20 protein-coding genes are annotated in these 23,159 nt (G+C 52.2%); 9 read left to right on the top strand and 11 right to left on the bottom strand.

Features of this window, described 5'->3' with window-relative positions; translation table 11 throughout:
* Positions 1-8 precede the first annotated feature (8 nt).
* The 6 genes from M0220_RS09835 to M0220_RS09860 form a co-directional block, all read right to left on the bottom strand.
* On the bottom strand, positions 9-1,298 hold the full coding sequence (locus tag M0220_RS09835) for a M20 family metallo-hydrolase (protein ID WP_264017512.1): 1,290 nt from the start codon (positions 1,296-1,298) through the stop codon (positions 9-11).
* A 49-nt stretch (positions 1,299-1,347) separates the two neighbouring features.
* On the bottom strand, positions 1,348-2,067 hold the full coding sequence (locus M0220_RS09840) for an urea carboxylase-associated family protein (RefSeq protein WP_264017513.1): 720 nt from the start codon (positions 2,065-2,067) through the stop codon (positions 1,348-1,350).
* A gap of 30 nt (positions 2,068-2,097) precedes the next feature.
* On the bottom strand, positions 2,098-2,916 hold the full coding sequence (locus M0220_RS09845; protein WP_318784682.1) for an amino acid ABC transporter ATP-binding protein: 819 nt from the start codon (positions 2,914-2,916) through the stop codon (positions 2,098-2,100).
* Positions 2,903-3,601, bottom strand: a complete 699-nt coding sequence (locus M0220_RS09850; protein ID WP_264017514.1) for an amino acid ABC transporter permease — start codon at positions 3,599-3,601, stop codon at positions 2,903-2,905. Before M0220_RS09850 ends, M0220_RS09845 begins: the two co-directional genes overlap by 14 nt.
* A gap of 13 nt (positions 3,602-3,614) precedes the next feature.
* The gene (locus M0220_RS09855; protein WP_264017515.1) at positions 3,615-4,271 is read right to left on the bottom strand and encodes an amino acid ABC transporter permease; all 657 of its coding nucleotides are present in this window, start codon (positions 4,269-4,271) and stop codon (positions 3,615-3,617) included.
* 105 nt (positions 4,272-4,376) lie between these two features.
* Positions 4,377-5,204, bottom strand: a complete 828-nt coding sequence (locus M0220_RS09860) for a transporter substrate-binding domain-containing protein (protein ID WP_030070838.1) — start codon at positions 5,202-5,204, stop codon at positions 4,377-4,379.
* Between the two features lie 158 nt (positions 5,205-5,362).
* Here M0220_RS09860 and M0220_RS09865 point away from each other — a divergent pair, with 158 nt between their 5' ends.
* Positions 5,363-6,325 carry a LysR family transcriptional regulator gene (locus M0220_RS09865; protein WP_051690120.1) on the top strand — a complete coding sequence of 321 codons (963 nt, stop codon included), beginning with the start codon at positions 5,363-5,365 and terminating at the stop codon, positions 6,323-6,325.
* A 16-nt stretch (positions 6,326-6,341) separates the two neighbouring features.
* Here M0220_RS09865 and M0220_RS09870 read toward each other — a convergent pair whose 3' ends face one another.
* Entirely contained in the window at positions 6,342-8,345 is a 2,004-nt protein-coding gene (locus M0220_RS09870) for a M1 family metallopeptidase (RefSeq protein ID WP_264017516.1), read from the bottom strand.
* Between the two features lie 172 nt (positions 8,346-8,517).
* Between M0220_RS09870 and M0220_RS09875 the strand changes: the two genes are divergently transcribed.
* The 5 genes from M0220_RS09875 (at position 8,518) to M0220_RS09895 (ending at position 13,660) form a co-directional block, all read left to right on the top strand.
* On the top strand, positions 8,518-8,877 hold the full coding sequence (locus tag M0220_RS09875; RefSeq protein ID WP_030070831.1) for a hypothetical protein: 360 nt from the start codon (positions 8,518-8,520) through the stop codon (positions 8,875-8,877).
* A 560-nt stretch (positions 8,878-9,437) separates the two neighbouring features.
* On the top strand, positions 9,438-9,644 hold the full coding sequence (locus tag M0220_RS09880) for a cold-shock protein (RefSeq protein ID WP_030070829.1): 207 nt from the start codon (positions 9,438-9,440) through the stop codon (positions 9,642-9,644).
* Positions 9,645-9,958: 314 nt separating this feature from the next.
* Positions 9,959-11,263, top strand: a complete 1,305-nt coding sequence (locus M0220_RS09885; RefSeq protein WP_264017517.1) for an MFS transporter — start codon at positions 9,959-9,961, stop codon at positions 11,261-11,263.
* 356 nt (positions 11,264-11,619) lie between these two features.
* Positions 11,620-13,392, top strand: a complete 1,773-nt coding sequence (locus M0220_RS09890; RefSeq protein WP_264017518.1) for an ABC transporter transmembrane domain-containing protein — start codon at positions 11,620-11,622, stop codon at positions 13,390-13,392.
* A 37-nt stretch (positions 13,393-13,429) separates the two neighbouring features.
* The gene (locus tag M0220_RS09895; RefSeq protein WP_030070821.1) at positions 13,430-13,660 is read left to right on the top strand and encodes a hypothetical protein; all 231 of its coding nucleotides are present in this window, start codon (positions 13,430-13,432) and stop codon (positions 13,658-13,660) included.
* Between the two features lie 9 nt (positions 13,661-13,669).
* Here the strand turns inward: M0220_RS09895 and M0220_RS09900 are convergent, their stop codons facing one another.
* Positions 13,670-14,521 carry a diguanylate cyclase domain-containing protein gene (locus M0220_RS09900; RefSeq protein WP_264017519.1) on the bottom strand — a complete coding sequence of 284 codons (852 nt, stop codon included), beginning with the start codon at positions 14,519-14,521 and terminating at the stop codon, positions 13,670-13,672.
* Positions 14,522-14,846: 325 nt separating this feature from the next.
* Positions 14,847-16,256 (bottom strand): GntR family transcriptional regulator MpaR, encoded by a 1,410-nt coding sequence (gene mapR / locus M0220_RS09905; protein ID WP_030070817.1) that lies wholly within the window; start codon positions 16,254-16,256, stop codon positions 14,847-14,849.
* A gap of 302 nt (positions 16,257-16,558) precedes the next feature.
* Here mapR and ccoG point away from each other — a divergent pair, with 302 nt between their 5' ends.
* From ccoG to M0220_RS09920, 3 genes are all read left to right on the top strand, one after another.
* Positions 16,559-18,070 (top strand): cytochrome c oxidase accessory protein CcoG, encoded by a 1,512-nt coding sequence (ccoG, locus tag M0220_RS09910; protein WP_264017520.1) that lies wholly within the window; start codon positions 16,559-16,561, stop codon positions 18,068-18,070.
* 174 nt (positions 18,071-18,244) lie between these two features.
* A complete protein-coding gene (locus M0220_RS09915) occupies positions 18,245-19,987 on the top strand; it encodes a GGDEF and EAL domain-containing protein (protein WP_264017521.1) in 1,743 nt (580 codons plus the stop codon).
* 182 nt (positions 19,988-20,169) lie between these two features.
* Positions 20,170-20,979, top strand: a complete 810-nt coding sequence (locus M0220_RS09920; RefSeq protein ID WP_318784683.1) for an alpha/beta fold hydrolase — start codon at positions 20,170-20,172, stop codon at positions 20,977-20,979.
* A gap of 22 nt (positions 20,980-21,001) precedes the next feature.
* On the opposite strand, the gene M0220_RS09925 is transcribed toward M0220_RS09920, so the two are convergent.
* Both M0220_RS09925 and M0220_RS09930 read right to left on the bottom strand, forming a co-directional pair.
* Positions 21,002-22,375 (bottom strand): heavy metal sensor histidine kinase, encoded by a 1,374-nt coding sequence (locus M0220_RS09925; protein WP_264017522.1) that lies wholly within the window; start codon positions 22,373-22,375, stop codon positions 21,002-21,004.
* Positions 22,375-23,046, bottom strand: a complete 672-nt coding sequence (locus tag M0220_RS09930; protein ID WP_030070809.1) for a heavy metal response regulator transcription factor — start codon at positions 23,044-23,046, stop codon at positions 22,375-22,377. Before M0220_RS09930 ends, M0220_RS09925 begins: the two co-directional genes overlap by 1 nt.
* Positions 23,047-23,159: the final 113 nt, after the last annotated feature.

Genomic DNA, 23,159 nt, shown 5'->3' on the forward strand with positions numbered 1-23,159 from the left:
TGCCCTCCTTATCGGGTGAGGTTTGCCAGGCTGGCGGCTAATAGTTGGGTGCCCGCCACGGCATCACTGAGCGTGATGTGCTCGTCCGGGTGGTGGCTAAGGCCATGGCGGCAGGGCACAAAAAGCATGGCCGTTGGGCAGTGTTTAGCAAGATGAATTGCATCGTGAAAAGCACCTGATACTAAGCGTGTTGTGGTGATCTCGAGCGTATGTGCAGTGTCGTCAAGCAGGCGGGTAAGTGAGTTAGGAAAATCCACCGGCTCAACGTGGGCCAGTGGTGTCAGCGTTGCTTGGCAGTCCGCCCAGCGTTGCTGGGCAAGTTGAGTAAAGGTGGCTTCCAGCGCTTTTAAGGTGGCAGCGTCGGGATGGCGTACATCAATACTGAAAGTGACATGGTCAGGGATGGTATTCACCGAGCCAGGGCTAACGACAAATTTACCAATGGTGAAACGCACTCGGTCTTCACTATCGCAGGCGGCTTCCCGTAGGGCGGTTGCCAACGCGCACGCGCCTTCGAAGGCATCACGGCGCAACGCCCGTGGGGTAGTGCCCGCATGGTTAGCACTGCCTGTTACCGTGACTTCAAACCAGCTAACACCTTGAATACCCTCGACGACGCCCACCGGTACCTGATCGCGCTCTAAGATAGGCCCTTGCTCAATATGCAGTTCAATAAAGGCGTGCATGGGGGTGGCCAGTGGGCGGCGAGGCACGCCTGCACCATCCAGTTCAGCTAAACAAACATCCAATGCGCTGCCTAGGCTGATGTCGTCGCTGTCTGTCAGCTGTCGGGTGTCTTCCAGGCTGCGTACGCCGCAAAAGACGGCTGAGCCAGACGTGCCTGGCGAAAAGCGCGCGCCCTCTTCATTGGTCCAGCTGACCAGCGATAGGGGGCGACGCGGTGTAAAGCCTGCCTGCTTAAGCGCACGTAGCGCCTCAAGGCCAGCCAGCACGCCCAACGCGCCGTCGTACTTACCACCTGCTGGTTGGCTATCCAAATGGCTACCCGTGACAACCGGTGCTAGCGAGGGCTGGCGACCGGGGACGTCAAGAAATACGTTTCCGATAGCATCAACGCTCGCCTTGGCACCCAGGAAGCTGGCCTGTTCGACCAGCCACCGCCGCGCCCGGGTATCGTTATCGTCCAGTGCCAAACGCGCCACGCCGCCATCTGAACGGCCGCCAAACTTGGCAAGCGTTGCCAGGTCATGAGCAAGACGGTCTGGGTTTACCGCCGCCGCGATGGCCTTCAGGTCCATCATGGTGTTGTCGGCTGTGTCATTTAGGTGGCTTTCCATCAGGCATGTCCTAGTGGGTACTCATACAAGCGGTGATTTACACAGGCGGTTATTCATACACTTCAAAATGTACCTCGACAGGCACACAGTCAGCGCCGTTGATTGGGATGATGTCTTGTGGGCAGGCAGACATGGCCACAATACAGTCCATCTCGGCGCGTAGTTCGACATAGTCACCAGGGGCGGAAACTGGCGGGCACCAATCCACCTTCATTTGCGCATTAACGGGAATGTTCATCCATAGATTCAGTGGCTGGGGTACTTCAGGGGTATCAACACCAATGGCTTTCAGGGCCAAGCGCAGGTTGTCGGCACAGCTATCATGGTAGCCTTCGACGCCTAGCGTCATGTAGCGGAACAAGTCGCAGGCCGCCATGAGCGTGTCGTGAATGCCTGGCGAAGTATCGGCTGTCAGAGTCATGATTGGACGCCGCCGGTTACTTATTAACGGATCGCCGACATTAGGAATCAGCGCGCTCAGCCAGGCGCGCCCATGTTCCCAGGACATAAATTCGTTGATGTTATCGGCGCTAAACGCCCAGGTATCACATACTTGAGTGCCATGGGTATTGATGATGCGGATGGTTTGCCCCGCTTTTAAACGTACCGCCCGACCACCACGGGCGGCAACTTCATAGCGCTCACCCAGGATCGGCGTGCCATCGGGGGAGATTGGGTTTTCCAAACTGTGATTATGGCCGCAAGGCTCACTGTTGCTGCGTGGTAGTTGCTCGATACGAGCATGGTCAAAACGTGGGTCAGAGCTCATTATATTCTCCAAGTGTCGTCATAATGCGAGCTAGTCGATATGGCGCTCGCGCCAGGTATTAAGAAACTGCTGCAGCCGCTGGCTTTTAGGTTGACGAAACAGCGTGGCAGGCGGTCCGCTCTCTACGACGCGGCCTTGATCCATAAAAATCACGCGGTCGGCAACCTTGGCGGCAAAGCCCATTTCGTGGGTCACAATCACCATGGTCATGCCATCGGCGGCTAGGGCTTTCATGACATCCAGCACTTCACCTACCAGCTCGGGGTCAAGGGCTGAGGTAGGTTCATCGAAGAACATCACCCTGGGTTTCATAGCCAGCGCCCGAGCAATCGCCACGCGCTGCTTTTGGCCACCAGAAAGGCTTTCGGGGAAATGGCCTGCCCGATCGGCAAGGCCAACTTGTGCTAATAGGGTCATGCCTTCGGCTTCGGCATCACGGCGTGACAGGCCGTTGACCAGACGCAGGGCTTCGGTGACGTTCTCCAGCGCCGTGCGATGGGGCCATAAATGGAAGTGTTGGAAGACCATGCCCACGGGGGTTCGCACTTCATCCACGCGCTTTTCGCTAGTGCGCACCCGTTTACCGTTGCGATCCTCAAAGCCCAACAGCTGACCGTCGATATAGACGCTGCCGTGGTCATAGGGCTCTAAAAAGGCCAGACAGCGCAGCAGAGTTGACTTACCTGAGCCGGAGGGGCCAATCACACAGACCACTTCAGATGGCGCGAGGCTAAAGTCGATGTTGGTCAGCACTTCCAAATCACCAAACTGCTTACTGATGCCGTGTGCCTCGACAATCGCTTTTTGTCGAGCCGGTGAAGACGGCGAGCGCATTTCAGCCATTGGCATGGGCGTTGGCTCCTTGTTGCGCCACAGGGCGCGGTTGTCGATTGGCTAAACGCTTTTCCAGCGCATAGCCACCCCGGGCAACCAGTTCAATCATCAGCCAGTAGAGCAGGGCAACCGCTAAATAGGGCTCAATGACCTGGAACGTCTGGTTAACAAGTGTGGTGGCGTTTTTGGTCAGGTCATCCACCGAAATAATCGAGATCAGCGCCGACTCCTTGACCAAAATAATCAGCTGATTAGTGCCGGGCGGTACGATAAGGCGTGCCATTTGAGGGATTTGAATGCGAATCAGCGTTTGCCAGGGTGAAATGCCGAGCATGCGCGCCGCTTCCAGCTGGCCTTTAGGAATTGATTTGAAACCGCCGCGATAAATTTCTGCAAAGTACCCTGCGCCATACAGGCCAATGCCGGTGACACCGGCGATCTCGGCGTCCAGCCGTAGGCCAATACTGGGGCCACCGTAATAGAGTAAAAACAGCAGGATGAGCAGTGGCGTGCCGCGGCATAGTTCCACATAGCAGGCCACCGGATACCCAAAGAGGCGTGGGTTAGCAAGCCGCAGAGCTGCCAGCACTAAGCCCAATGAAAGTGCCATTAAGCAGCCTAAAAAGCAGATCCATAGCGTGTTCCACAACCCTTGCAGAATCAGCGCGCGGGCTTCCCATAGCAGGGTAATATCGAACATAACGGACACTTCCCTAGTCGGTGGCGAGGCCGCCGCTCATACGGCGTTCTAAGTAAGCGCTGATTCGTGCCAGCACCAAGTTAACCGCGAGGTAGAGCAGCGCAGCGGCAAGGTAGGTTTCCAGCGGCTGAAAGGTGCGCGAGGCAATTTGTTCGCTCACCCGCATCAGCTCTGTGACGGCAATTACCGAAATCAGCGATGAGTTTTTAACAATGGTGATGATTTCATTCGTCAGTGGCGGCAGGGTGAGGCGAAATACCTGAGGCATAATGATGCGCCTACGGGTTTGCCACGCGGAGATACCCGCCATGCGCGCTGCTTCTATTTGTCCGGCAGGAATATGGCTAATGCCGCTGCGAAATATTTCCGCCTGAAACGCCCCGGTATTCAGCGTTAAGGTCAGAATGGCAGCCGAAATGGGAGCTATCTCTATGCCCATTTCGGGCAACAGATAGTAGACCAACAGTAGTTGCAGCAAGATGGGAGTGCCGCGCCAGAAACTGCGGTAAAGCCCGCAGGGCCAGCGCAGCAGGCGATAACGGCTGGTTAAACCAAACGCCAGCAAAACGCCCAGTACTAACCCCAATGCGATGGCGGAAAGCGAGACCACCAAGGTGGTGGTCAAGCCTTTGAGCAGCACAGGGTAGTGGTTGAGCAGAATCTCAAACATGTAGCACTCCTGTCATGTAGCACCCCCATGTAGCGCCCCTGTCGGTTAGCACCACGTCACAGTTAAACGGCAAGCAAGGAAATGGAACACTCACTGTGTGCCGTTTTACTCAGCCGATGGCAGTTCTAACGGGAGATCCATCGGGCCACCGAACCACTTTTCCTGCAGTTCATTCAGGGTGCCGTCTTCGTTGAGACGCTGAATCTGCTCGTCCATAAAGGCATTCAGCGAGGCGCTCTCTTCGTCATCACGTCCTGCCCAGGAGAAGTACACCGGGTCACCGAAAGTGCCAACCACTTCAAAGACATCTGGGCGGGTGCGTTCTGCTTCGAGCAAATTAGGCAGGCTATTAATCACCACATCTACGCGGCCGGTACCCAGCTCGGCGTAGGCTTCGTCAACGCCGGTATAAGTGCGGATATCGGCAACAGGCGTGCCTGCCTCTTCTAGCTGTGCGGCCAATGCTTCGAGTGCTTCCAGCTGGGCAGACCCTGCCTGGGCAGCGGCTACTTTGCCGGCGATATCTTCAGGGGTGCTGATGTCTTCTTCTCCAGCGCGTTTGAGAATCGCCATTGTGGCATCGGCAATCGGTGCGCTTAGGTGGTAGCGCTGCATGCGCTCGGGCGTGGCGGTAACAGAGGTAATGACGTAGTCAAAACGCTCGCGCTCAAGCCCCGGCAAAATGCCTTGCCAGGGTAGGTCCATACGAATTAACTCGACCCCCTCAAGCTCGGTCATGATGTGCTCCATGATATCGGCGGAGTAGCCGACAATTTCGCCATCTTCAATGTATTCAAAGGGGGCGAAACGCGCTTCCGTACCTACCGTGAAGGTGCCTTCGGAACGGATATCGTCTAATAGGTCGCCGTGGGCGGTAGTGGCGAAGCCGATGCCAAGTAGGAGGCCAGCGGTAATAGTCTGAATGCGTTGCATGGGGATGCTCCTCGGATGGTGAGACTCGAATCAGCGGCGAAGGCCAGCTGAGCAAGAACACCTTGAGTTAAGCAGGAGTTATGCAACAATAAAATTGTTATCTCTTGATGTTTATACCCGATTTATTGATGTTAATTGCACCAACGTAGAGCACGCCAATGAAGCTGTCCGCTGCTGACCTTAAAAGCCTCTCTGTTTTCCTTGCTGTGGCTGAGCACCGTGGTTTTGCCGGTGCGCAAACGGCGCTCCATATGAGCCAGTCCGCCGTCAGTTTTCATATCCGCGCGCTTGAAGAACGGGTGGGGTTTATCGTCTGTCGCCGTGGAAGACAGGGGTTTGAGCTAACCGAGCGGGGCGCCATTGTGTATGAGCGGGCCAAGCTGCTGCTCTCTTCGGTAGATGATTTCGATAGCGAAATGAGCGAGCTGCGTAGCTCTGTGTATGGCACGCTGCGCTTGGGTGTGGTGGATAACACCATTATGGATGTGGATCTTGACTTGCAGGGGGTGATTGGTGAGTTTTTGCGTAAGAACCCGAAAGCGCGGCTGAATATTACGGTGGGAAGTCCTGACCGACTGATTGGAGAGATCGCCAATGGTGAACTACAGCTTGGTATTTTGCCGGAAACCGCGCAAATGGAAGGGTTGCAGCACCGCCAGATCTATACTGAAGTCCACGGCATTTATTGCGCGAAACGGCATCCGCTGTTCGCTCGTGATAGCGCCCAATTAACGATTGAAGAAGTCATTAATCATCCATTTGTGGTGCGCCCTTACGCGAACCTACAAGAACTTAAAAGTTTTCCTAATGCCCAGGTAGGTGCCCATGCTTCGAATATGGAAGCCCAGGCGCTGCTGATACTCAGCGGTCACTTTATCGGCAATTTGCCGCGTTATTATGCTAACCACTGGGTTGAGCGGGGCGAGCTTAAAGCGCTGCTGCCTGATCAGGTAGAAATTGCCTCGCCTTTCTGTGTGGTGACGCGGGTGGGGCGACGCCCCTCGCTGATTGTGCGTACTTTTATCCAAGAACTCGTGGCTCGACTGTGGCAGCAGTCACATCGGCTCGATACTGATAAGAGCACCGCTAAGGGTGATCTACCCAATGATGAGCAGCGATAATGATGGCTGAATGCTGTTATTTGAAATCGCTGGCAGTAAAGGTAACGCTGAGCGGAGACGCGTCGGCTGGCCAGCGGCCCGCTTGTGAGGTGTCAGCGTTTTGTCCGCGTACGACATAGCTTTGCTGTCCGTGGTGGCGCAGCGAGGCGGCGAGTTGGGTGATGGCAGCGACATTATTGCCGCTCAGCAAACCGATGCGCGTGCCTGGTGCCATCCAAAAGCGTGCTTCCCCTGCATTCGCTATTGGCTGTGGCGGTGCGGGTAGCGGGTTGCCTTGACGCCACTCATTCAGCGCCTCAGTGGTACCAATCACTAACAGCGGTGGCTGTGTCTCATCCTGCACGTTAACTGGCGTAGCAAGCGCTTCGGCATCTCGCCCTAACACTTGTCGTGCCAAGGGGAGGAGGGTTTCGTCCAGGGCGAGCACCTGCGTGGTTGGGTCAAGCATTAGCTGGCGTAGAATGGCCGGGGTTGGGCCAGGGTGGCGTAGCAGGTCAGCCGCTGGATCTACCTCAAGGGACAGGGGGCGAGCTGTCAAATGCAGCTCGAAGGATTGGTGCGTGTCATGCATGGCTTGGCGTACATTCACTGGGCCCTCTTCGGTGTTGACCACTACCGGAATTTCCATTGGCCAAGGTGCATGTTGGCCGCGCTGGATCAGCGTACCGCTGATGCGGTAGCCCTCGTCATGGGCTTCTGTTTGTATGGATTCTACATGTAGCGTGGGGCGTCCCGGACGGGTAAGCCAGGCAGTTAAGAAGGCTTGTTGTGACTCGCCAGAGGCCAGGCTGAAGGCGTCAATTAGTGCCGGCCAATCCGCCGTGCGGTGCATCCATTCACCTGCAAGGTGGCGTAGGCCGTTGTCAAACGCCTCATCGCCAATGCGCTGGCGCAGCATATGAAAAAGCATCGCGCCGTGCTGGTAGCCAATAAGGCGGCCCGCTGGGTCGGGGGCTCCACGAAAATCTTGCAAGGCGATTTCTTGGCTGTTGGGCAACGCCGCTAGGTCGGCCAGCCAGCGGTGTCGCATAGCATCGGCGTTGTCGCGCTGCTCCGCTAAGGCGTAATCGGCTAGATAGGTGGTGAGCGCTTCGGCCCAATTGCCGCTGGAGTAGTCAACATTGACCCCTGCCCCCCACCAAGCGTGCATCAGTTCATGAGGCAGCGAAGTGCTAGGAATAAAGGGTAGCGGGATGACCCGCTCGCCAAGCAGCGTAAAACCAGGAAAGGCAAGACCGATAGGCGCGGGAGATGCTGCGATAGAGAAGCTTTTATAAGGTAGCGGCCCCAGGCGTGCTTGAAAGAGTGCCAATTGTTTGGTGGCGTGTTGCAAATACGTCTCTCCGAAGGCGGTATCCAGCGCTTCGGGAAAGAGCGTGCGCAGAGTTACCCCGTCAACCTCACGTTCGCGAAGCTGCCAGGGGCCAGTAGCAATTTCTACATCACGAGTGTGCGGATGATAAAAGTGCGCCACATAGTGATCGCGTGTGCGTTGCTCTTCTATCAATGAGCCGGTGGCGACGGCGAGCTGCCCATTGAGCACGCTAACGGTTAACCCTAGAGGCATGGCGGAATCGCTTAGGTCGGGGTACCAGCCGGCACGGCTAGGTAGCAAGCTACCATCCGTTGCTACTTGGAGACGGCTGTTGGAACTGGCGTCTGGCAGCGTGCCTTCCCAGCGAAGTGTAATGGGTGTCGTGTTGTCTGCTGCATTGGTAACTGTGGGTAGCTGCCAGTGCCCATCAGTATCTTGAATAATCGTCAGTTCTTCATCGCCACGCTGCGCCGAGGTCAGCGTTAAGCCCTCAAGTAAGCGAAAGCGGCTTGAAGTAGAGAGAGGTTGACGCAGTTCGCCTTGAAGCGTCCGAGTGGTGGGGTCGAGCTGAATGAACAGAGTGCGCTGCTCAGCTGATGCCGTGGTGGGTTCTCCCCAGACGTGTCCTGCTGTCAACAGCCATAAAAGAACACTTAGGGAACTAAGCCATAATAACGGGCTGCGATAGCGTCGGCATGGGAACATTCGATACCCCTAGGCAAAAATAGAAGATTTACACTCTTGCGTGGCGTTAAGATGAGCAAAGTCACACAACGCCTTGTACAACTATCCGTAAACACTATCCGTAAACAACCATCTGTAAACAACCATCCGTAAACAATCATCAGTCATAAGCAATTATCAGTGGGGGGACGCAATGAGGCCACTTCGAAAACGTATCGGTCTAATGGCTGTTACTCTGCTGCTTGTAACCCTTATCACTGGATGTCGTGGCCAGTTAACCGTAACGGTGCCGTTGACTATCTTAGCGAATAACCCCACTGCCTTTGACGACAACCAAATAGTGACCCATGGCGTGGTACGGCATTTTAATGATCCACTTCACTATTGGATTGAAGACGAACACCTCAATCGTGTTGAGGTTTTTCCTCATCAGCAAATAGCCCCATTTCTAGGTGACGTCGTAGAGGTAGAAGGCCGGTTTCAGTTTTCACCGCATGAAGGGCGACGACTAACCTTGGCCCGTGTAGAGCGGGACGTTTCAAGCACTGAATAAAGGTAGTCTTCCTGGTAATCGTTTCACTTTGTAGAGTGTCACGTCATGTTATAGAGTGGGATTTGTTGTTCGCTCTGTGTTTGTTTGTACAGCTAATGTATAAAAAATTATGGCCGTTGGCCAGAAGAACCGCAACCTAGCGCTATTTTCTGGCTTGCCCCCTATCGTTGATTAGAGACTTCTTGGTCATTTTTTCTCATTTGAAATATTTTCTTATAAATTATTTATTATTAGTGACTGAAAAGAATAAGCGGCTCCCGATCACAGGTAATTACTAATATTAACCATTAATGTGAAGAAGCTTGTATGCATGTAAGCTTATGCATAAGCACTTATTGAAATATTTATGGAAGCCGTTTTTTCTTATTTAAATCTTTTTTATGACTATGGTTGACGGGAGTGCTATAGAAGCGCAGACTGATTGCAGTTGGTTAGCAAGTCGAACGTTGTCAGCAGTATCGAAGCATTTTAGCGTTGAGCCTGGTGAAAGTTTCTTGTTCTGCCCTCTGTAACTCGGGTATTTCCCCGGCATTAATTTCGCTAAATCGAGGATTTCGATCATGGCAACTGGTACCGTAAAGTGGTTTAACGACACTAAAGGCTTCGGCTTTATTTCTCCTGAAGTTAGCGGCGACGACTTGTTCGCGCACTTCTCCGAAATTCAAGCAGAAGGCTTTAAGTCCCTGCAAGACGGTCAGAAGGTTTCTTTTGACGTCACACAGGGCCAAAAAGGCCTTCAAGCTTCTAATATCAAGGTTATGGAATAAACTCCATACTGCGATATTAGCTACCGATTAGTTCGGTAAGCTTTAAAACCCCGCCAAGTGCGGGGTTTTTGCATTTTTAACTATTTATTTTTTTACGTTGTTTTTAGCCTGTCTCTATAAAAAAGTCCTTTTATTTGTATAGCCGGCCCAGGTTATAAAGAGTTGATCTGCCTGTTCTTTATTTTCGTTGGAAATGATTGGCTGCTATTACATCGTTTAGCAATTATGTCTCTACATTGCTCATCTTGGATGTTGCTACGACAATAACCTAATTGGACTTGCATTCACGCAGCATGTGACAGCGGAGACCCAGGATGAAGACCTTATCGAACATGGGGTTTGCTCTATTTGGGGCAGCCCTGGTCGCGATTAGCTATGGGCTTGCACGCTTTGCGTTTGGCTTATTCGTGCCTTCCATTAGCGCAGAACTGGAACTAACAGCGTACTTAGTCGGTATTATTGGGGCTCTGCCGTTTATTAGTTTCGTGTTGGCGACCCTGTTTGCTCCGCTCGCCGCGGATCGGCTAGGGGCGCGGAACCTGGCGGTACTCTCTGGTGGGTTCGGTGTGGCAGGTCTGGTCGTTATCAGTCAGTCGTCAAATGCCTTATCGCTTGGTGTTGGGGTGTTTATTTGTGGCATCTGCACGGGGTTGATGATGCCTGCGTTGACCGCTGCGATGCAGGCGTTGGTTAGCCGAACGATGCATGGCCGTGTTAGCTCTATTATGAATGCGGGCACGAGTGTCGGGATTATTGTGGCGGTGCCGACCGTTATATTTCTAGCTGATGCCTGGCGCTTTACTTACTCAACGTTTGCCGTGTTAGCAGGCCTGGGGGTGGTGGCCGCGTGGTACTTTATCCCCTCGGTTTCACGTGTAATACCCGCCAATGCAGCTCCGCCACCGCCAATTACGCGGTTGCAATGGTCACGTCTTATCCGGCTTTCACTCTTTGCGTTCGCAATGGGCGTTGTGTCTGCACCGTTCTGGCTGTTCGCCCCTGATTTGGTCGTCACCCTTGGCGCGTTGCCTGCTAATCAAACCGGTTGGCTTTGGTTTGCCGTGGGGCTTGCTGGGCTTGGGGGAGCCATGGTGAGTGATTTAGCTGACCGCAATAACCCGCCTATCACACAAGCATTAATGCTGATGATGCTCTCTTCAAGCCTAGTATTGCTGGCTGCTAGTCCAGATCAATTAGGGCTGGCGATGTTTGCAGCGCTAGTATTTGGCCTTGCCTATATGAGTTTAACGGGTCTGTATTTAATGACGGGCATACGGCTATTGCCAGGACGGCTTTCTATGGGGCCTGTGCTGCCATTTATGGCGTGCGCATTGGGGCAGGCAGCGGGGTCCCCGGTGGTGGGTATGCTGGTAGATAGTTCTGGCTATGCCTACGCGTTTTCGGTGTTTTCTGCTATTGGCATTGTGGTGGCGATCTTATCGCCTATTTATCCAGGCCATATTGATTACTGGGCAGACTGGACGGAGGAAACAGCAGAAGAAGCGCAAGAAGAGCAGCCATCTGCTGAAGATACTGGCCTTCAGGCAGCCTACGACCACCAGCTGCTTGACGAGAACGGCGAACCCATTGAGCCTGTCGCAATAAACGAAGCACAGTAACGGCGGCCCTCGTGGTCTTAAGAGGGGCGAGTGACTTTTCGCCAAGGCTTGCCTTCGCAGGTCGCATAATTTATGCAGTCGGCTAGGCAGCCACGGCAAGGTAATCGCGTTGGCGTTGTTGCTGGCGTCGGTTTTGTTGGCGCTGTCATTGTCATCGTTTTGGGCCTTTTTAGAGGATGGTACGGTTAATCTGGGCGCCATGGACTAATAGGGTGTGGGCGCTATTAGTTACTTTAACACCCCCTTACCCGGTAACCCAGCAGTGGCGAAAGCGCACACTACGCAATTGTAGGCTGCAGGCCGCCTTAGAGCCTGCTATGGTCGAAAACCGCTTTTCTTAGCGAGTATCTATCTATATGAGCCAGCGCCCCAATCGTCGTGTCCTGCTTCGGTTATTAGCACTCTTGCGTCCTTATCGTTTACGTCTTGCCTTAGCGGGCTTCGCCCTGCTGCTAGCGTCTGGCAGCGTGCTGTTGCTGGGCAACGGCTTACGTTTAGTCATCGATAATGGCTTTTTGGCGGCGGATTCCCAGGCGTTGGCCAAAACGCTGGGGTTAATGCTTGGCGTGGTAGCGCTATTAGCGATGGCATCAGCACTGCGTTACTACCAAGTTACCTGGATTGGAGAGCGTTTGGCGGCGGATCTACGCCAACGTGTTTTTGACCATTTGCTCACTCTGGAGCCGAGCTTTTTCGAGAGTGCTAGCGATGGCCGTGCAGCGGGGGAAGTCGCGTCGCGGCTGACTGCCGACACCAGTGTGTTGCAAAGCCTATTTGGGTCATCGATTTCACTGGCATTGCGTAATCTGGTCATGTTGGTGGGGGCGGTAGTGTTGATGCTGGTGACCCAGCCGTGGCTTTCAGCGATGGTGCTTTTGGGTATTCCTGCCACGCTGCTGCCGATTGTGTGGTACGGCCGGCGTGTGCGGCGGCTTTCGCGCACCAGCCAAGATCGTATTGCGGAGCTTGGTCGTTATGCCGAAGAGGCACTTAGCGGGCTCCAAACCCTCCAGGCGTTTAATCACGAAGCCGTTGATAAACGTCGCTACGGCCAGCGGGTAGAGCAGGCATTTAGTAGTGCGGTGGCGCGAACCCAGCAGCGTGCCTGGTTAACCGGTGTCGCGTTGCTGGTGGTTTTTAGCGGCGTTGGGTTAATGCTTTGGCAGGGTGGGCAGGCGGTGCTGGCGGGCACCATGAGTGCTGGTGAGTTGTCGGCATTCATTTTCTACGCGCTGCTTGCGGCAGGTGCGGTGGCTACCTTAGCGGAAGTAGCTGGAGATGTGCAGCGCGCCGCGGGTGCGGCTGAACGGCTGCTGGAGCTATTGGATACCCACCCCACCATACAGTCGCCGGCCAACGCCGTGGCATTGCCGCCCGCCCGTGGTGAAATAACCCTAGAAGATATTCGCTTCACCTATCCGGGGAGAGAAACACCCGCCCTCAGCGGTTTTAATGTGAGCATTCAGGCCGGAGAGCGGGTAGCCGTTGTGGGGCCCTCTGGGGCTGGCAAAAGCACCTTGCTGGGGTTGCTGCTACGCTTTTACGACCCAGACCAAGGGCGCGTTACGCTGGATGGTCTTGATATTCGCACGATAGATATTGCTGAGTTGCGTGGGGCCATGGGATTAGTTGCTCAAGAGCCGGTACTGTTTAGTGGCTCGGTGGCTGACAACCTTCGCTATGGCTGCCCTGAAGCAAGCGATGAAAGGCTGCGTGCAACTGCTGTTGATGCCAGCGCCAGCGACTTTATCGACGCGCTTCCCCAAGGGTATGACACGCCTCTTGGCCCAGGTGGTGTACAGCTTTCCGGTGGCCAGCGCCAGCGGTTGGCGATTGCCCGTGCGCTGCTTAAAAATCCGGCGGTACTACTGCTGGATGAAGCGACCAGTGCGCTAGATGCGGAAAGCGAGCGCCTTGTACAACAGGCGCTGGATAGGCTAATGCGCGGACGCACCAGCATTGTGATTGCTCACCGCTTAGCGACGGTGATTAATGCTGATCGCCTGTTGGTGCTGAAAGATGGCCGGCTTGTGGCCTCGGGCAGCCATGCTGAATTAATGACCACTAGTCCGCTTTATCGTCACTTAGCGGCGTTGCAGTTTGGCGCAGAGGCGTCGTTCGCCATATAGCAGTAAGCGCGATGAAATGAGAAGGGGGATTTAACATATGTCATCACGACTGGGTGATCGTAACGTATGGTTTGGACTGTTGCTTGGCATGCTGGGGCTTATCTATATTCGGAGCATGGCTGCGAGTGGTTTGGCTGAGGTGCCACACATAATGGCGTCGCTGACCATTTTAATCCCAATGACCCTGTTTGGAGTGGTACTACGCAGCCCTTGGCCTGCAATCGTGGCGCTCGTTGCTTTAATGGTTATTAACATGACACTCAGCTAATGCTACCTATTAGCGGCACTTTTTTACTTTATACATAGCATTATCGGCATGCTTGAGCAGCGTATCGGCATCCTCCCCATCGGCAGGGTAGCAGGCCACACCGATACTACAGGATGGCATGCTGATCTCTCCAAATTCTGCGCCTAGTGGTTTCGCCATGACGGTGAGAATCTGATCTATCTTTTGTGAAACGCTCTTAATTGACTGGATGTCCGTCAGTAGTACCGTAAATTCATCACCGCCCATCCGCGCGACGGTATCCGTTTCGCGTAGGCAGCTTTCTAACCGTCGAGCCACCGTACAGAGCACCCCATCGCCCACGGCATGTCCATAGGTATCGTTAATTAACTTGAAGTCATTAATATCCAGGAAGAGCAGGGCGAGGCGATTCTGATGGCGCCGAGCTGCGCTGATACTGGTGGTCAAGCGATCATAGAAGAGTGACCGATTTGTTAGCTTAGTGAGTGGGTCGTGATGAGCAAGAAAGCGCAACTCCTCTTCGGCTTGCACTAGGGCGGTTACGTCCCGTGCTACACCTATCCGAACCTCCTCTTCTTTATACCAGCGGGCAGACCATAAAATGTGTACGGTGCTACCATCCTTGCGGAGATAGCGGTTGCGGAAATCGACATGGTGCTGGCCATTCATAACCCGGACAATAGATGCTCGCGTAGCCGATAGGTCATCAGGATGCATATAGTTAGTGATTAGAGAGCCAACCAGCTCATCGGCACGGTAACCAAGTAATGACTCACAAGCATCGCTCACAAAGAGGATGTGACTATCCCCGTCGACCACGAAGACCGTGTCCAGCATCAAATGAACCAGCTTTGGATAGAGCGCTTGTAGGTCGACAGGCATAGGTTAATGTCTATTATATCGCTCGAGTAGCAGTGAGGTTTAATTTTTATTAACGTCACTATCATTAATAGGACACAATGACTCAAAAACCAAATAATTATTTACCAGCCTATGTATTTCGCATGTGGGCGTGAATTATTTTTAAGAGTAGTTTGTAAAAGTCGCTTTTAAGAGCCGCTTTTAAGAGTAGTTGTTAAGAGCACTTTTTAAGAGCACTTTTTAAGAGTACTTGAACAGAACTTCTTTTAAGAATTGTTGTGAAGAATTGCTTTAGCGCTGCTTTGTCGTTGCTAGGTGGTGCTGTTCCATAACGTAGCTTGGGCGATTAAAACAGATTTAGCAGCTGCCCAAGGGTTTCCATGCCCCGTTCGCTCCGCGCTGTCCATGGATGGCCGTAGCTTAAGCGTACGCAGTGCCGGAACTGTTGGGTGGCCGAAAAGATGGGGCCTGGGGCTAAGCTAACGCCATGGTCGCGCGCCATGTTAAATAAGCGCAGCGAATCCACTTGCTCAGGAAACTCTACCCACAAAAAATAGCCGCCAGCAGGGCGGGTAATACGCGTTTGGGTGGGGAAGTGGCGATCTGCAGACGCTAGCATGCTGCCTTGTTGGGCTTCTAGCGCATGGCGAAGCTTACGTAAGTGGCGGTCATAGCCACCGTGCTGTAAATAATCGGCAATGGCTGCTTGGGCGGGAATGGAAGGCGAGATGGTCGTCATTAACTTCAGTCGTGAAATGGCTTCTGCGTAGCGTCCGCCTGCTACCCAGCCAACACGATAGCCAGGCGCCAAGCATTTCGAGAAAGAGCTACAGTGGATAACTAGCCCCTCCTCATCAAACGCTTTTACCGGAGCAGGAGGGGAGCTACCAAAGGTCAGCTCGGCATACACATCATCTTCTAACATGGGAACTTGATGCTGCTTTAATAGCTGATACAGCGCCTGTTTTCGTTCCTTGCTTAGACTGGCACCGAGTGGGTTTTGCAGATGGCTCATAAACCAGCAGGCTTTAATAGGCAATGCTTCCAGGCGTTCTGCCAATATCTCTAGATCAATGCCCTCCCGTGGGTGAACCGGAATTTCCACCGCTCGCAGCTTCAGCCGTTCCAACACTTGTAAGCTGGCATAAAACGCCGGTGACTCAATCGCTACAAGGTCTCCCGGCTGGGTTACGCACTGTAGGGCTAAGTTAAGGGCCTCCATTGCGCCATTGGTAATCACCAGCTCTTCCATCGGTAGTTGAATACCGCCTAGCATGTAGCGCAAGGCAATCTGTCGACACAGATCGATATGTCCAGTGGTCATATCAGCCACCACTTGCTGAGGCGAAAGTGCTCGTAGCCCCCGTGTCATGCTGGTGCTAAGACGCGACAGCGGGAAAAGTTCGGGGCTTGGAAAGGCGGACCCAAAGGGCACCGTTCGGTCATCCTGCAGTGAGTCGAGTACCGAAAATACGAGCTCACTGACCTCTACTTCCGCTGGGTCGGTGGGTTGCAACGTCATCCGTGGTTCACCCAGCAGGCGCCGAGCATGTTCACGAACAAAATAGCCTGAGCGCGCCCGCGCTGTGATGAGCCCGCGATTTTCCAGGAGGTAGTAAGCCTGAAACACCGTCGACGGGCTGATCCCGTGGCGGTGGCTGGCCTGGCGAACAGACGGGATCCGCTCGCCAGGGCCAAGCACGCCCTGGCGGATCAGCGTGGCTATCTCATCAGCAAATTGTTCATAACGTTTCATGGTGTAAACCATCGTCGATGCGTTGAGTAGAGCAGAGCGTCAATATACGCCATTACAGTGAGGCTCTCTGCCGTTGGGGGAGGCCACTGTGGCGCATGTAAGAAACTTAAAACAGGCTCACGTCTATTAAAAAAAAGCATATCAGCAGCGGGGTTGCTAGTGGGCAATCCTTAAACTGATACGCACTATTTCTCTAAAACTGCGCCTGTTTGTAGTGCCGCTTAGTGGGGATAGTAGTGGTGAATCATCGGCGACGCCCCTCGATCGTATAGACCTCTATTCTCTCCTTTTTGGATATCGGTATGACGCAACGCATTCCACTGCAAAACCTGACCACAGACCCTTCGGTTAGTCACCATACGCCATCCTCTCAGCCATCTCATGCTCAGCCATCTAGCTATCAGCCACCTCATCGTAGTAAGCCCCCTAAGCTTGGGCATGTGTACGTGCGAGAGATAGGTGGTTTTTTTCAGCGCATTCGGCGGCGCTCGAATTGGTTGCTAATGGCGCTGTATTTTGGCTTGCCATGGGTCAACTGGGGGGATCGGCCGCTGGTATGGTTCGATCTTTCTGCACAAGAGTTTCATCTGTTTGCGGCGACGTTTTATCCACAAGACTTTATCTTACTCACCTGGATCTTAGTGCTGTGCGCGTTTGGCCTGTTTTTGATCACAGTAGCGGCTGGCCGAGTGTGGTGTGGCTATAGCTGCCCGCAAAGTGTTTGGACTTTTTTGTTTATTTGGTTTGAGCATCGCTTGGAAGGGCCGCGGCACCGGCGCATACGCCGTGATAAGGCACCACGTACGCTGGATACGCTGTGGCGTAAGACAGCTAAACATACCGCTTGGCTGCTAATTGCTTTGGCAACAGGGGCCACCTTCGTCGGTTATTTCACGCCGATTAGAGCGTTGGTGGTGGATTTTATCAGCCTAAATGCGCACCCCTGGGCGCTATTTTGGATCGGCTTCTTCACGGTTTTTACGTACTTAAATGCTGGCTGGCTGCGCCATCAAGTATGTCTTCATATGTGTCCTTACTCGCGCTTTCAGTCAGCGATGTTCGACGCTAATACGCTGATCGTGTCTTATGATGCTGCCCGTGGTGAGCCGCGTCGCAATCATCTCCAGGGCAATCATCTCCAGGGCAATCATCTTAAGAACAATCATCTCCATAAGGGTATTGAAACAACCCGGGTTGGCGACTGCATCGACTGTGAGCTGTGTGTTCAGGTATGCCCAACAGGTATCGATATTCGTGATGGGTTGCAGTATGAATGCATTGGCTGTGCTGCGTGTATTGATGCCTGTGACAGCGTAATGGCACGTATTAATAAACCGCTTGGCCTTGTGCGATATACCACAGAGCGGGCGTTGTCAGGTAAAACCACCCGTTTTTGGCGTCCGCAGCTAATTGCTTACGCGGTAGCACTGCTCTCCATGGTGGTACTGCTCGTTAGTTTCTTGAACGCGCGAGTACCTATCGACGTGGACATTGTGCGGGATCGGCAAACGCTGTTTGAAGGCACGGCAGATGGGCGGGTCATTAATTATTACAACGTAACGCTACGTAATCACGATAGCCAGCCGCATCGTTATGCGCTATCAGCCGCGGGTCTGCCAGGCTTGCGTTTACAAGGAGTGGAAACCATTGAGGTAGAAGCTAACAAAACCCGCCACTTACGCATTGCACTGACCGTAGAAGAGGACACCCTTAGGCTGCCCAGCCACTCTATTGAGCTACACTTTGTCGCTTTAGACGACCCGTCGATAACAAGCTCCAACGAAACACGCTTCCTAGGGCCTCAAAGAGAATAACTGTTTCCTGAGAACGCTCCCTCTGGGGGGCTTTTCATGTGGATATTGAAAGGTCTGATCTTTGTATCAAATAGTTACGCTTTAAAAATGGCAACTTATTTCATTATCAGAGACTATACGCATATGTAAAATACTTTTACTCATAAATCATCGTGACTTTACTCAAGGCAGATCATGGTTATAGCAAACTTATATGCGCTTAATGATTTCCCTGTAGGGTGCATGGTGACCGACTATAAACGTCGGATTCTCTATAGTAATCGCTATCTCGAGCAATATCACGGTTATTCAACGGATGAAGTAGTGGATATTGATCTGTTTACGCTATTAAGCAGAGCGTCACAGATTATGTATGACACTTATATAGTGCCTATTTTGGTACGTGAAAAACGGTGCGAAGAAATCCGTCTTTCTATGGTGACCCGCTCTAATAGCGTACTACCCATTGTGGTTAGTGTACGTTGTGGTGATAGCGACAATGAACGACTTTTTTGGAGTATTAGTAGTGCTAGCCGCTCTGAACAACTGTTTGAAGAGCTGACAGAAACCAAACAACTGCTAGAGCAAAAAGTTTCTTTGCTGCGTACCATATCAGACACTGACCAGTTGACAGGTCTACCTAATCGCACTGCCTTGACCAAACATCTTGACCAGAAAATCGTTGCTTCCAAGAAAGATGGCATGGCATTTGCGCTTGCGTTTGTTGATCTTGATGGATTCAAAGAGGTTAATGATCGCTACGGTCACCATATGGGCGATAAAATACTCCAGCTAGTCGCTAAGCGATTGGCCAGTAACCTCAGAAGTGATGACTTAATTGCCCGCTTTGGTGGTGATGAGTTTGTGATTTTTTTAAATAGCAGCTTTAGTGCCAGTTTAGTAGAAGAAGCACTTTCTCGGCTGATCAGTAAGTTAGCGGAACCTTTTGATATCGATTCTGTGCTTTTACAGCTCTCGGCCAGTATTGGCGTTACGCTATATCCACAGTCGAAAGACGTTGAGCCAGACCAGCTAATCCGTCAGGCTGACCAAGCGATGTATCAAGCAAAACTTGCTGGTAAGAATCAGATATGTCTATTCAATGTCGATAATGAGCAAGTTCAAAAAGGTAAGCAATCAGAGTTATGTGCCATTAGGGCAGCAATGGAGGCTGATCAGTTTGAGCTTTACTATCAGCCTAAAATTAACATGCTGACAGGTAAAGTGTTGGGAGCCGAAGCGCTTATTCGTTGGAATCATCCTAGTCAGGGACTAAGAGCACCCGCTAGCTTTTTGCCTGTGCTCACTAATACCTCTACGGGTATACAATTGGGGCGGTGGGTTATTAATAGCGCGCTTTGTCAGCTTCAGGAATGGCTTCAGCAGGGTTTGAATTTCCATGTGAGTGTTAATATTGATGGGTATCACTTACAGCATTCCCAGTTTCTTCACGATTTAAGCAGCCTACTAGCAGGCTTCCCCAACTTACCTAAACAGCGACTTGAGCTTGAAGTGCTGGAAACAAGCACTATCGAGGACGTCAGTCATGTTTACTCGGTGTTAACTGCCTGTCGTATGATGGGAATTCGTATCTCATTAGATGACTTTGGGACCGGTTACTCCTCATTAAGCCACCTAAGAGACCTATCGGTCGATACACTTAAAATCGACCGTAGTTTTGTACAAAACATGCTAACTAGCGTTGGCGACCTTGCCATTCTAAAGGGCGTTATTGGTTTTGCAGGCGCGTTCGAATGTGACTTGGTCGCAGAAGGTGTTGAAACTCTTCAACATAGTCAGCAGCTTATTGAACTAGGCTGTGAATGTGGACAAGGATATTTTATTGCCCGCCCGATGACAGCGACCGCTTTTAAAAAATGGATCGAAGAGTGGGAGAATGGGGGGTTTCAACGAAAGTTTAAACATTCAGGTGTTTGAGTTCGATAGCATGAGATTAATTTTTTGAGATAGTTTAGTGAAGTATTTTAATCTAAAATTAGCGATAATTTTATTAAGCGATGTTGCTAAAAGATGTTAAAGGTTCTTGGAAGGTTTTTTGAAGATTTTTGGAAGGTTTTTAAAAAACAGTAGATTTGTTAGAAGAAAGTAGAGGCATTTACGTGTTGACGAAAGAAAGAGTCATTGAAAGAAATAATGTAAAAATTATTGGGTCTGGCAGTAAAACACTAATGTTAGCCCATGGTTTTGGCTGTGATCAAAATGTGTGGCAGCACCTCATTCCACAATTACAAGAGCACTATACGCTGGTGCTTTTTGATTATGTGGGATCAGGCCAATCGCAAATTTCGGCCTTCAGCGAATCGCGCTACTGTGCCCTGGAAGGCTATGCACAGGATGTGACCGACATCTGTGAAGCGTTAGATCTGACTGAGGTGCATTTTGTTGGTCATTCAGTTAGTTGCAACATTGGCCTATTAGCGACCATTGCTCAGCCAGAACGATTCTCCAGTCAGATTATGATCTGCCCTTCACCGTGTTTTCTAAATATGCCGCCAGATTACTATGGCGGCTTTGAGCGAGCAGATCTTGAAGAGCTTATTGAACTGATGGATCGAAATTATATGGGCTGGGCCAATTATCTGGCGCCTCTCATTATGGGGGCCGAGAGCTCTCAGCAATTAATTGGAGAGCTTTCTAGTAGTTTCTGCTCTACCGACCCGGTGGTGGCTAAATCGTTTGCGCGCGCCACTTTTTTCTCAGACTATCGCCATTTACTGTCTCAAACGGCACATCCCTCTTTAGTGCTGCAAAGTGAGATAGACTCCTTGGCAAATCCAGAGGTTGGTCATTACCTACATGCCCATTTACCTGATAGCACGCTGCGGATAATGGCAAGCGAAGGGCATTGCATTCACATGACCCATCCAGACCGCGTCGTTCGAGAAATTAACGCTTGGCTAGGTGGATGATGTTACTTAATCGTCGTTACTCTTATGCTTCGTCGTTACTCTTGAGCGTTAACGTAAAGGTAGTGCCTTCTTGGTTATTACTTTCAACCTGGACGTCGCCTTGATGCCACTGTGCAATAGAGCGAACAATGGCTAGCCCTAAGCCGCCTGAACCTGCCACGCCGCTTCGCGCTGGGTCGCAGCGATAGAACCGCTCAAACACTCTTGGCAAGTCTTCTGGTGGTATCGCGGGGCCATGATTATGAATGCGTAACTCGATTTGGCCTTCAACGCTGGTGGTAGAGATGCTGATAGGGGTTCCTGAGCGCCCATAGCGCAGGGCATTAGCGATTAGATTGGCTAAGGCTGTGCGCAGTAGGTCACGGTTGGCAACCACGCTACCGTGGCTGTGGTTCACTAGCGAGCGATCATCATCCTCTGCCATGCCCTCGAAGTAATCACATAGCTGAGTGACTAACTCACCGAGGTCGACTTGCTCACAGGGTAGGGTATGTGAAGGGCTTTCGGTACGTGCTAGGAACAGCAGGCTATCGATCATTCTTGATAAGCGCTCATACTCTTCGATATTCGATTCCAGCACCTGACGATACTCCGCATCACTTCTGTCCCGGCGCAGGGTATGTTGTGTCTGTCCTAGCAAGTTGGTTAAGGGGGTTCGCAGTTCGTGTGCCATATCTGCAGAGTGGCGTGAGAGCTGCGAAAACCCTTCTTCTAATCGATCGAGCATTCGATTCAGGCCTTGGCTGAGACGGCTGATTTCCTCGGTTTCGCCAGCCACACTTAGGCGATGATTCAGTTGGCGAATGTCAATGCGTGCCGCCTGTTCAGCTAAGCGTCGCAGCGGTTGAAGCCCCTGTCGGCTGACGCCCCAGCCAAGTAAAAATGCCAGTAAGGCGCCGACGATTAATGCAATCCATAGCTTGAACTGGTAGGCAGCGAGCATCTGATTACGCTCATTAAGTAACTTACCTGCGACCAGTGTTAATGGCTGGCCATTTTGTTCAAGGGTGTGCCATGCCAGTCTTGCTGGTATTAACCCGGACGTATCATTAAAGCGGACGGTCGTCGTCATCGGTAGATCCGGCACAGGCAGATTGCTTGGGTTAACCTCAATCAATACCTGTCCCTGGTTATCAATTACCCACAGTAAGCTGTCGTGATTGCCCAGCATGTTGGCATAGAGTCGAGGGCGTTGGTGAAGCATCGCAATACTTTCACCATCGTAGAGCAGCGCTTCCATGCGCTCTAGGCGGCCATGCAGCATTTGGTCATCACGCCAGGCAATCTCACGAGTCAGCGAATGGTAGAGATAAGTGCCGATACTGCCCAGCAGTAGCACGCTGACCAGGGCAAAAAGTAGCGATAAGCGCGTTGCTAACGAGTTCAGCGTTGGCATTAAGAACGCTCCTCAAGCACATAACCCATGCCGCGCTCGGTGTGGATGAGTTTAGTGGGAAAGGGGTCATCGAGTTTAGCGCGAAGTCGCCGGATAGCCACTTCGACGACGTTGGTATCGCTGTCAAAATTCATTTGCCACACCCGAGAAGCAATATAGGTGCGTGATAGCACTTCACCTTCTCGGTCGAGAAACAGCTCTAAAAGCGCAAATTCTTTGTTGGTGAGTGCAAGTCGTTCGCCTTGACGGGTAACGCGGCGGCGCAAAACATCCATCTCTAAATCGGCGACGCGAAAGTGCTCTCTTTCGCGAGGTGGGCTGCGGCGTAACAGTGTGCGCACGCGGGCTAGCAGTTCGACAAATGAGAAGGGCTTGACCAAGTAGTCGTCTGCACCTAATTCCAGCCCTTTAACGCGATACTCCACGGCATCGCGGGCGGTCAAAAATAGCACTGGTACTTGGCTGCGGCGGCGGATCAGTGGTAGCAACTGCCAGCCATCAAGGCCGGGCAGCATGACATCAAGAATGATCAGGTCGAATTCGTCCTCTTCAATGTAATGCTGCGCATCGTATCCATCGCGTGCTATCTCAACGGCATAACCTGATTCACCTAGCCCTCTGCTCAGGTAATCAGCGGTTTTTTGTTCGTCTTCTACTACCAGGATACGCATGCCGTGTCCCCGCGAAATCGACACAGAGTAGCCGGATCGGACGCTTTTTCACATTACAAATCTGTAATGCTGCCGTCAGGTGTTTGACGAGGTCGAGCTGTCAGGATGATGCC

The sequence above is a fragment of the Halomonas qinghailakensis genome, from assembly GCF_025820815.1.
Classification (GTDB): domain Bacteria; phylum Pseudomonadota; class Gammaproteobacteria; order Pseudomonadales; family Halomonadaceae; genus Vreelandella; species Vreelandella qaidamensis.

What these genes read in the sequence shown, in the direction of transcription:
- M0220_RS09835 (WP_264017512.1), bottom strand. Translation starts at nt 1,298, where the DNA reads ATGGAAAGCCACCTAAATGACACAGCCGACAACACCATGATGGACCTG.
- M0220_RS09840 (WP_264017513.1), bottom strand. Translation starts at nt 2,067, where the DNA reads ATGAGCTCTGACCCACGTTTTGACCATGCTCGTATCGAGCAACTACCA.
- M0220_RS09845 (WP_318784682.1), bottom strand. Translation starts at nt 2,916, where the DNA reads ATGCCAATGGCTGAAATGCGCTCGCCGTCTTCACCGGCTCGACAAAAA.
- M0220_RS09850 (WP_264017514.1), bottom strand. Translation starts at nt 3,601, where the DNA reads ATGTTCGATATTACCCTGCTATGGGAAGCCCGCGCGCTGATTCTGCAA.
- M0220_RS09855 (WP_264017515.1), bottom strand. Translation starts at nt 4,271, where the DNA reads ATGTTTGAGATTCTGCTCAACCACTACCCTGTGCTGCTCAAAGGCTTG.
- M0220_RS09860 (WP_030070838.1), bottom strand. Translation starts at nt 5,204, where the DNA reads ATGCAACGCATTCAGACTATTACCGCTGGCCTCCTACTTGGCATCGGC.
- M0220_RS09865 (WP_051690120.1), top strand. Translation starts at nt 5,363, where the DNA reads ATGAAGCTGTCCGCTGCTGACCTTAAAAGCCTCTCTGTTTTCCTTGCT.
- M0220_RS09870 (WP_264017516.1), bottom strand. Translation starts at nt 8,345, where the DNA reads ATGTTCCCATGCCGACGCTATCGCAGCCCGTTATTATGGCTTAGTTCC.
- M0220_RS09875 (WP_030070831.1), top strand. Translation starts at nt 8,518, where the DNA reads ATGAGGCCACTTCGAAAACGTATCGGTCTAATGGCTGTTACTCTGCTG.
- M0220_RS09880 (WP_030070829.1), top strand. Translation starts at nt 9,438, where the DNA reads ATGGCAACTGGTACCGTAAAGTGGTTTAACGACACTAAAGGCTTCGGC.
- M0220_RS09885 (WP_264017517.1), top strand. Translation starts at nt 9,959, where the DNA reads ATGAAGACCTTATCGAACATGGGGTTTGCTCTATTTGGGGCAGCCCTG.
- M0220_RS09890 (WP_264017518.1), top strand. Translation starts at nt 11,620, where the DNA reads ATGAGCCAGCGCCCCAATCGTCGTGTCCTGCTTCGGTTATTAGCACTC.
- M0220_RS09895 (WP_030070821.1), top strand. Translation starts at nt 13,430, where the DNA reads ATGTCATCACGACTGGGTGATCGTAACGTATGGTTTGGACTGTTGCTT.
- M0220_RS09900 (WP_264017519.1), bottom strand. Translation starts at nt 14,521, where the DNA reads ATGCCTGTCGACCTACAAGCGCTCTATCCAAAGCTGGTTCATTTGATG.
- mapR (WP_030070817.1), bottom strand. Translation starts at nt 16,256, where the DNA reads ATGAAACGTTATGAACAATTTGCTGATGAGATAGCCACGCTGATCCGC.
- ccoG (WP_264017520.1), top strand. Translation starts at nt 16,559, where the DNA reads ATGACGCAACGCATTCCACTGCAAAACCTGACCACAGACCCTTCGGTT.
- M0220_RS09915 (WP_264017521.1), top strand. Translation starts at nt 18,245, where the DNA reads ATGGTTATAGCAAACTTATATGCGCTTAATGATTTCCCTGTAGGGTGC.
- M0220_RS09925 (WP_264017522.1), bottom strand. Translation starts at nt 22,375, where the DNA reads ATGCCAACGCTGAACTCGTTAGCAACGCGCTTATCGCTACTTTTTGCC.
- M0220_RS09930 (WP_030070809.1), bottom strand. Translation starts at nt 23,046, where the DNA reads ATGCGTATCCTGGTAGTAGAAGACGAACAAAAAACCGCTGATTACCTG.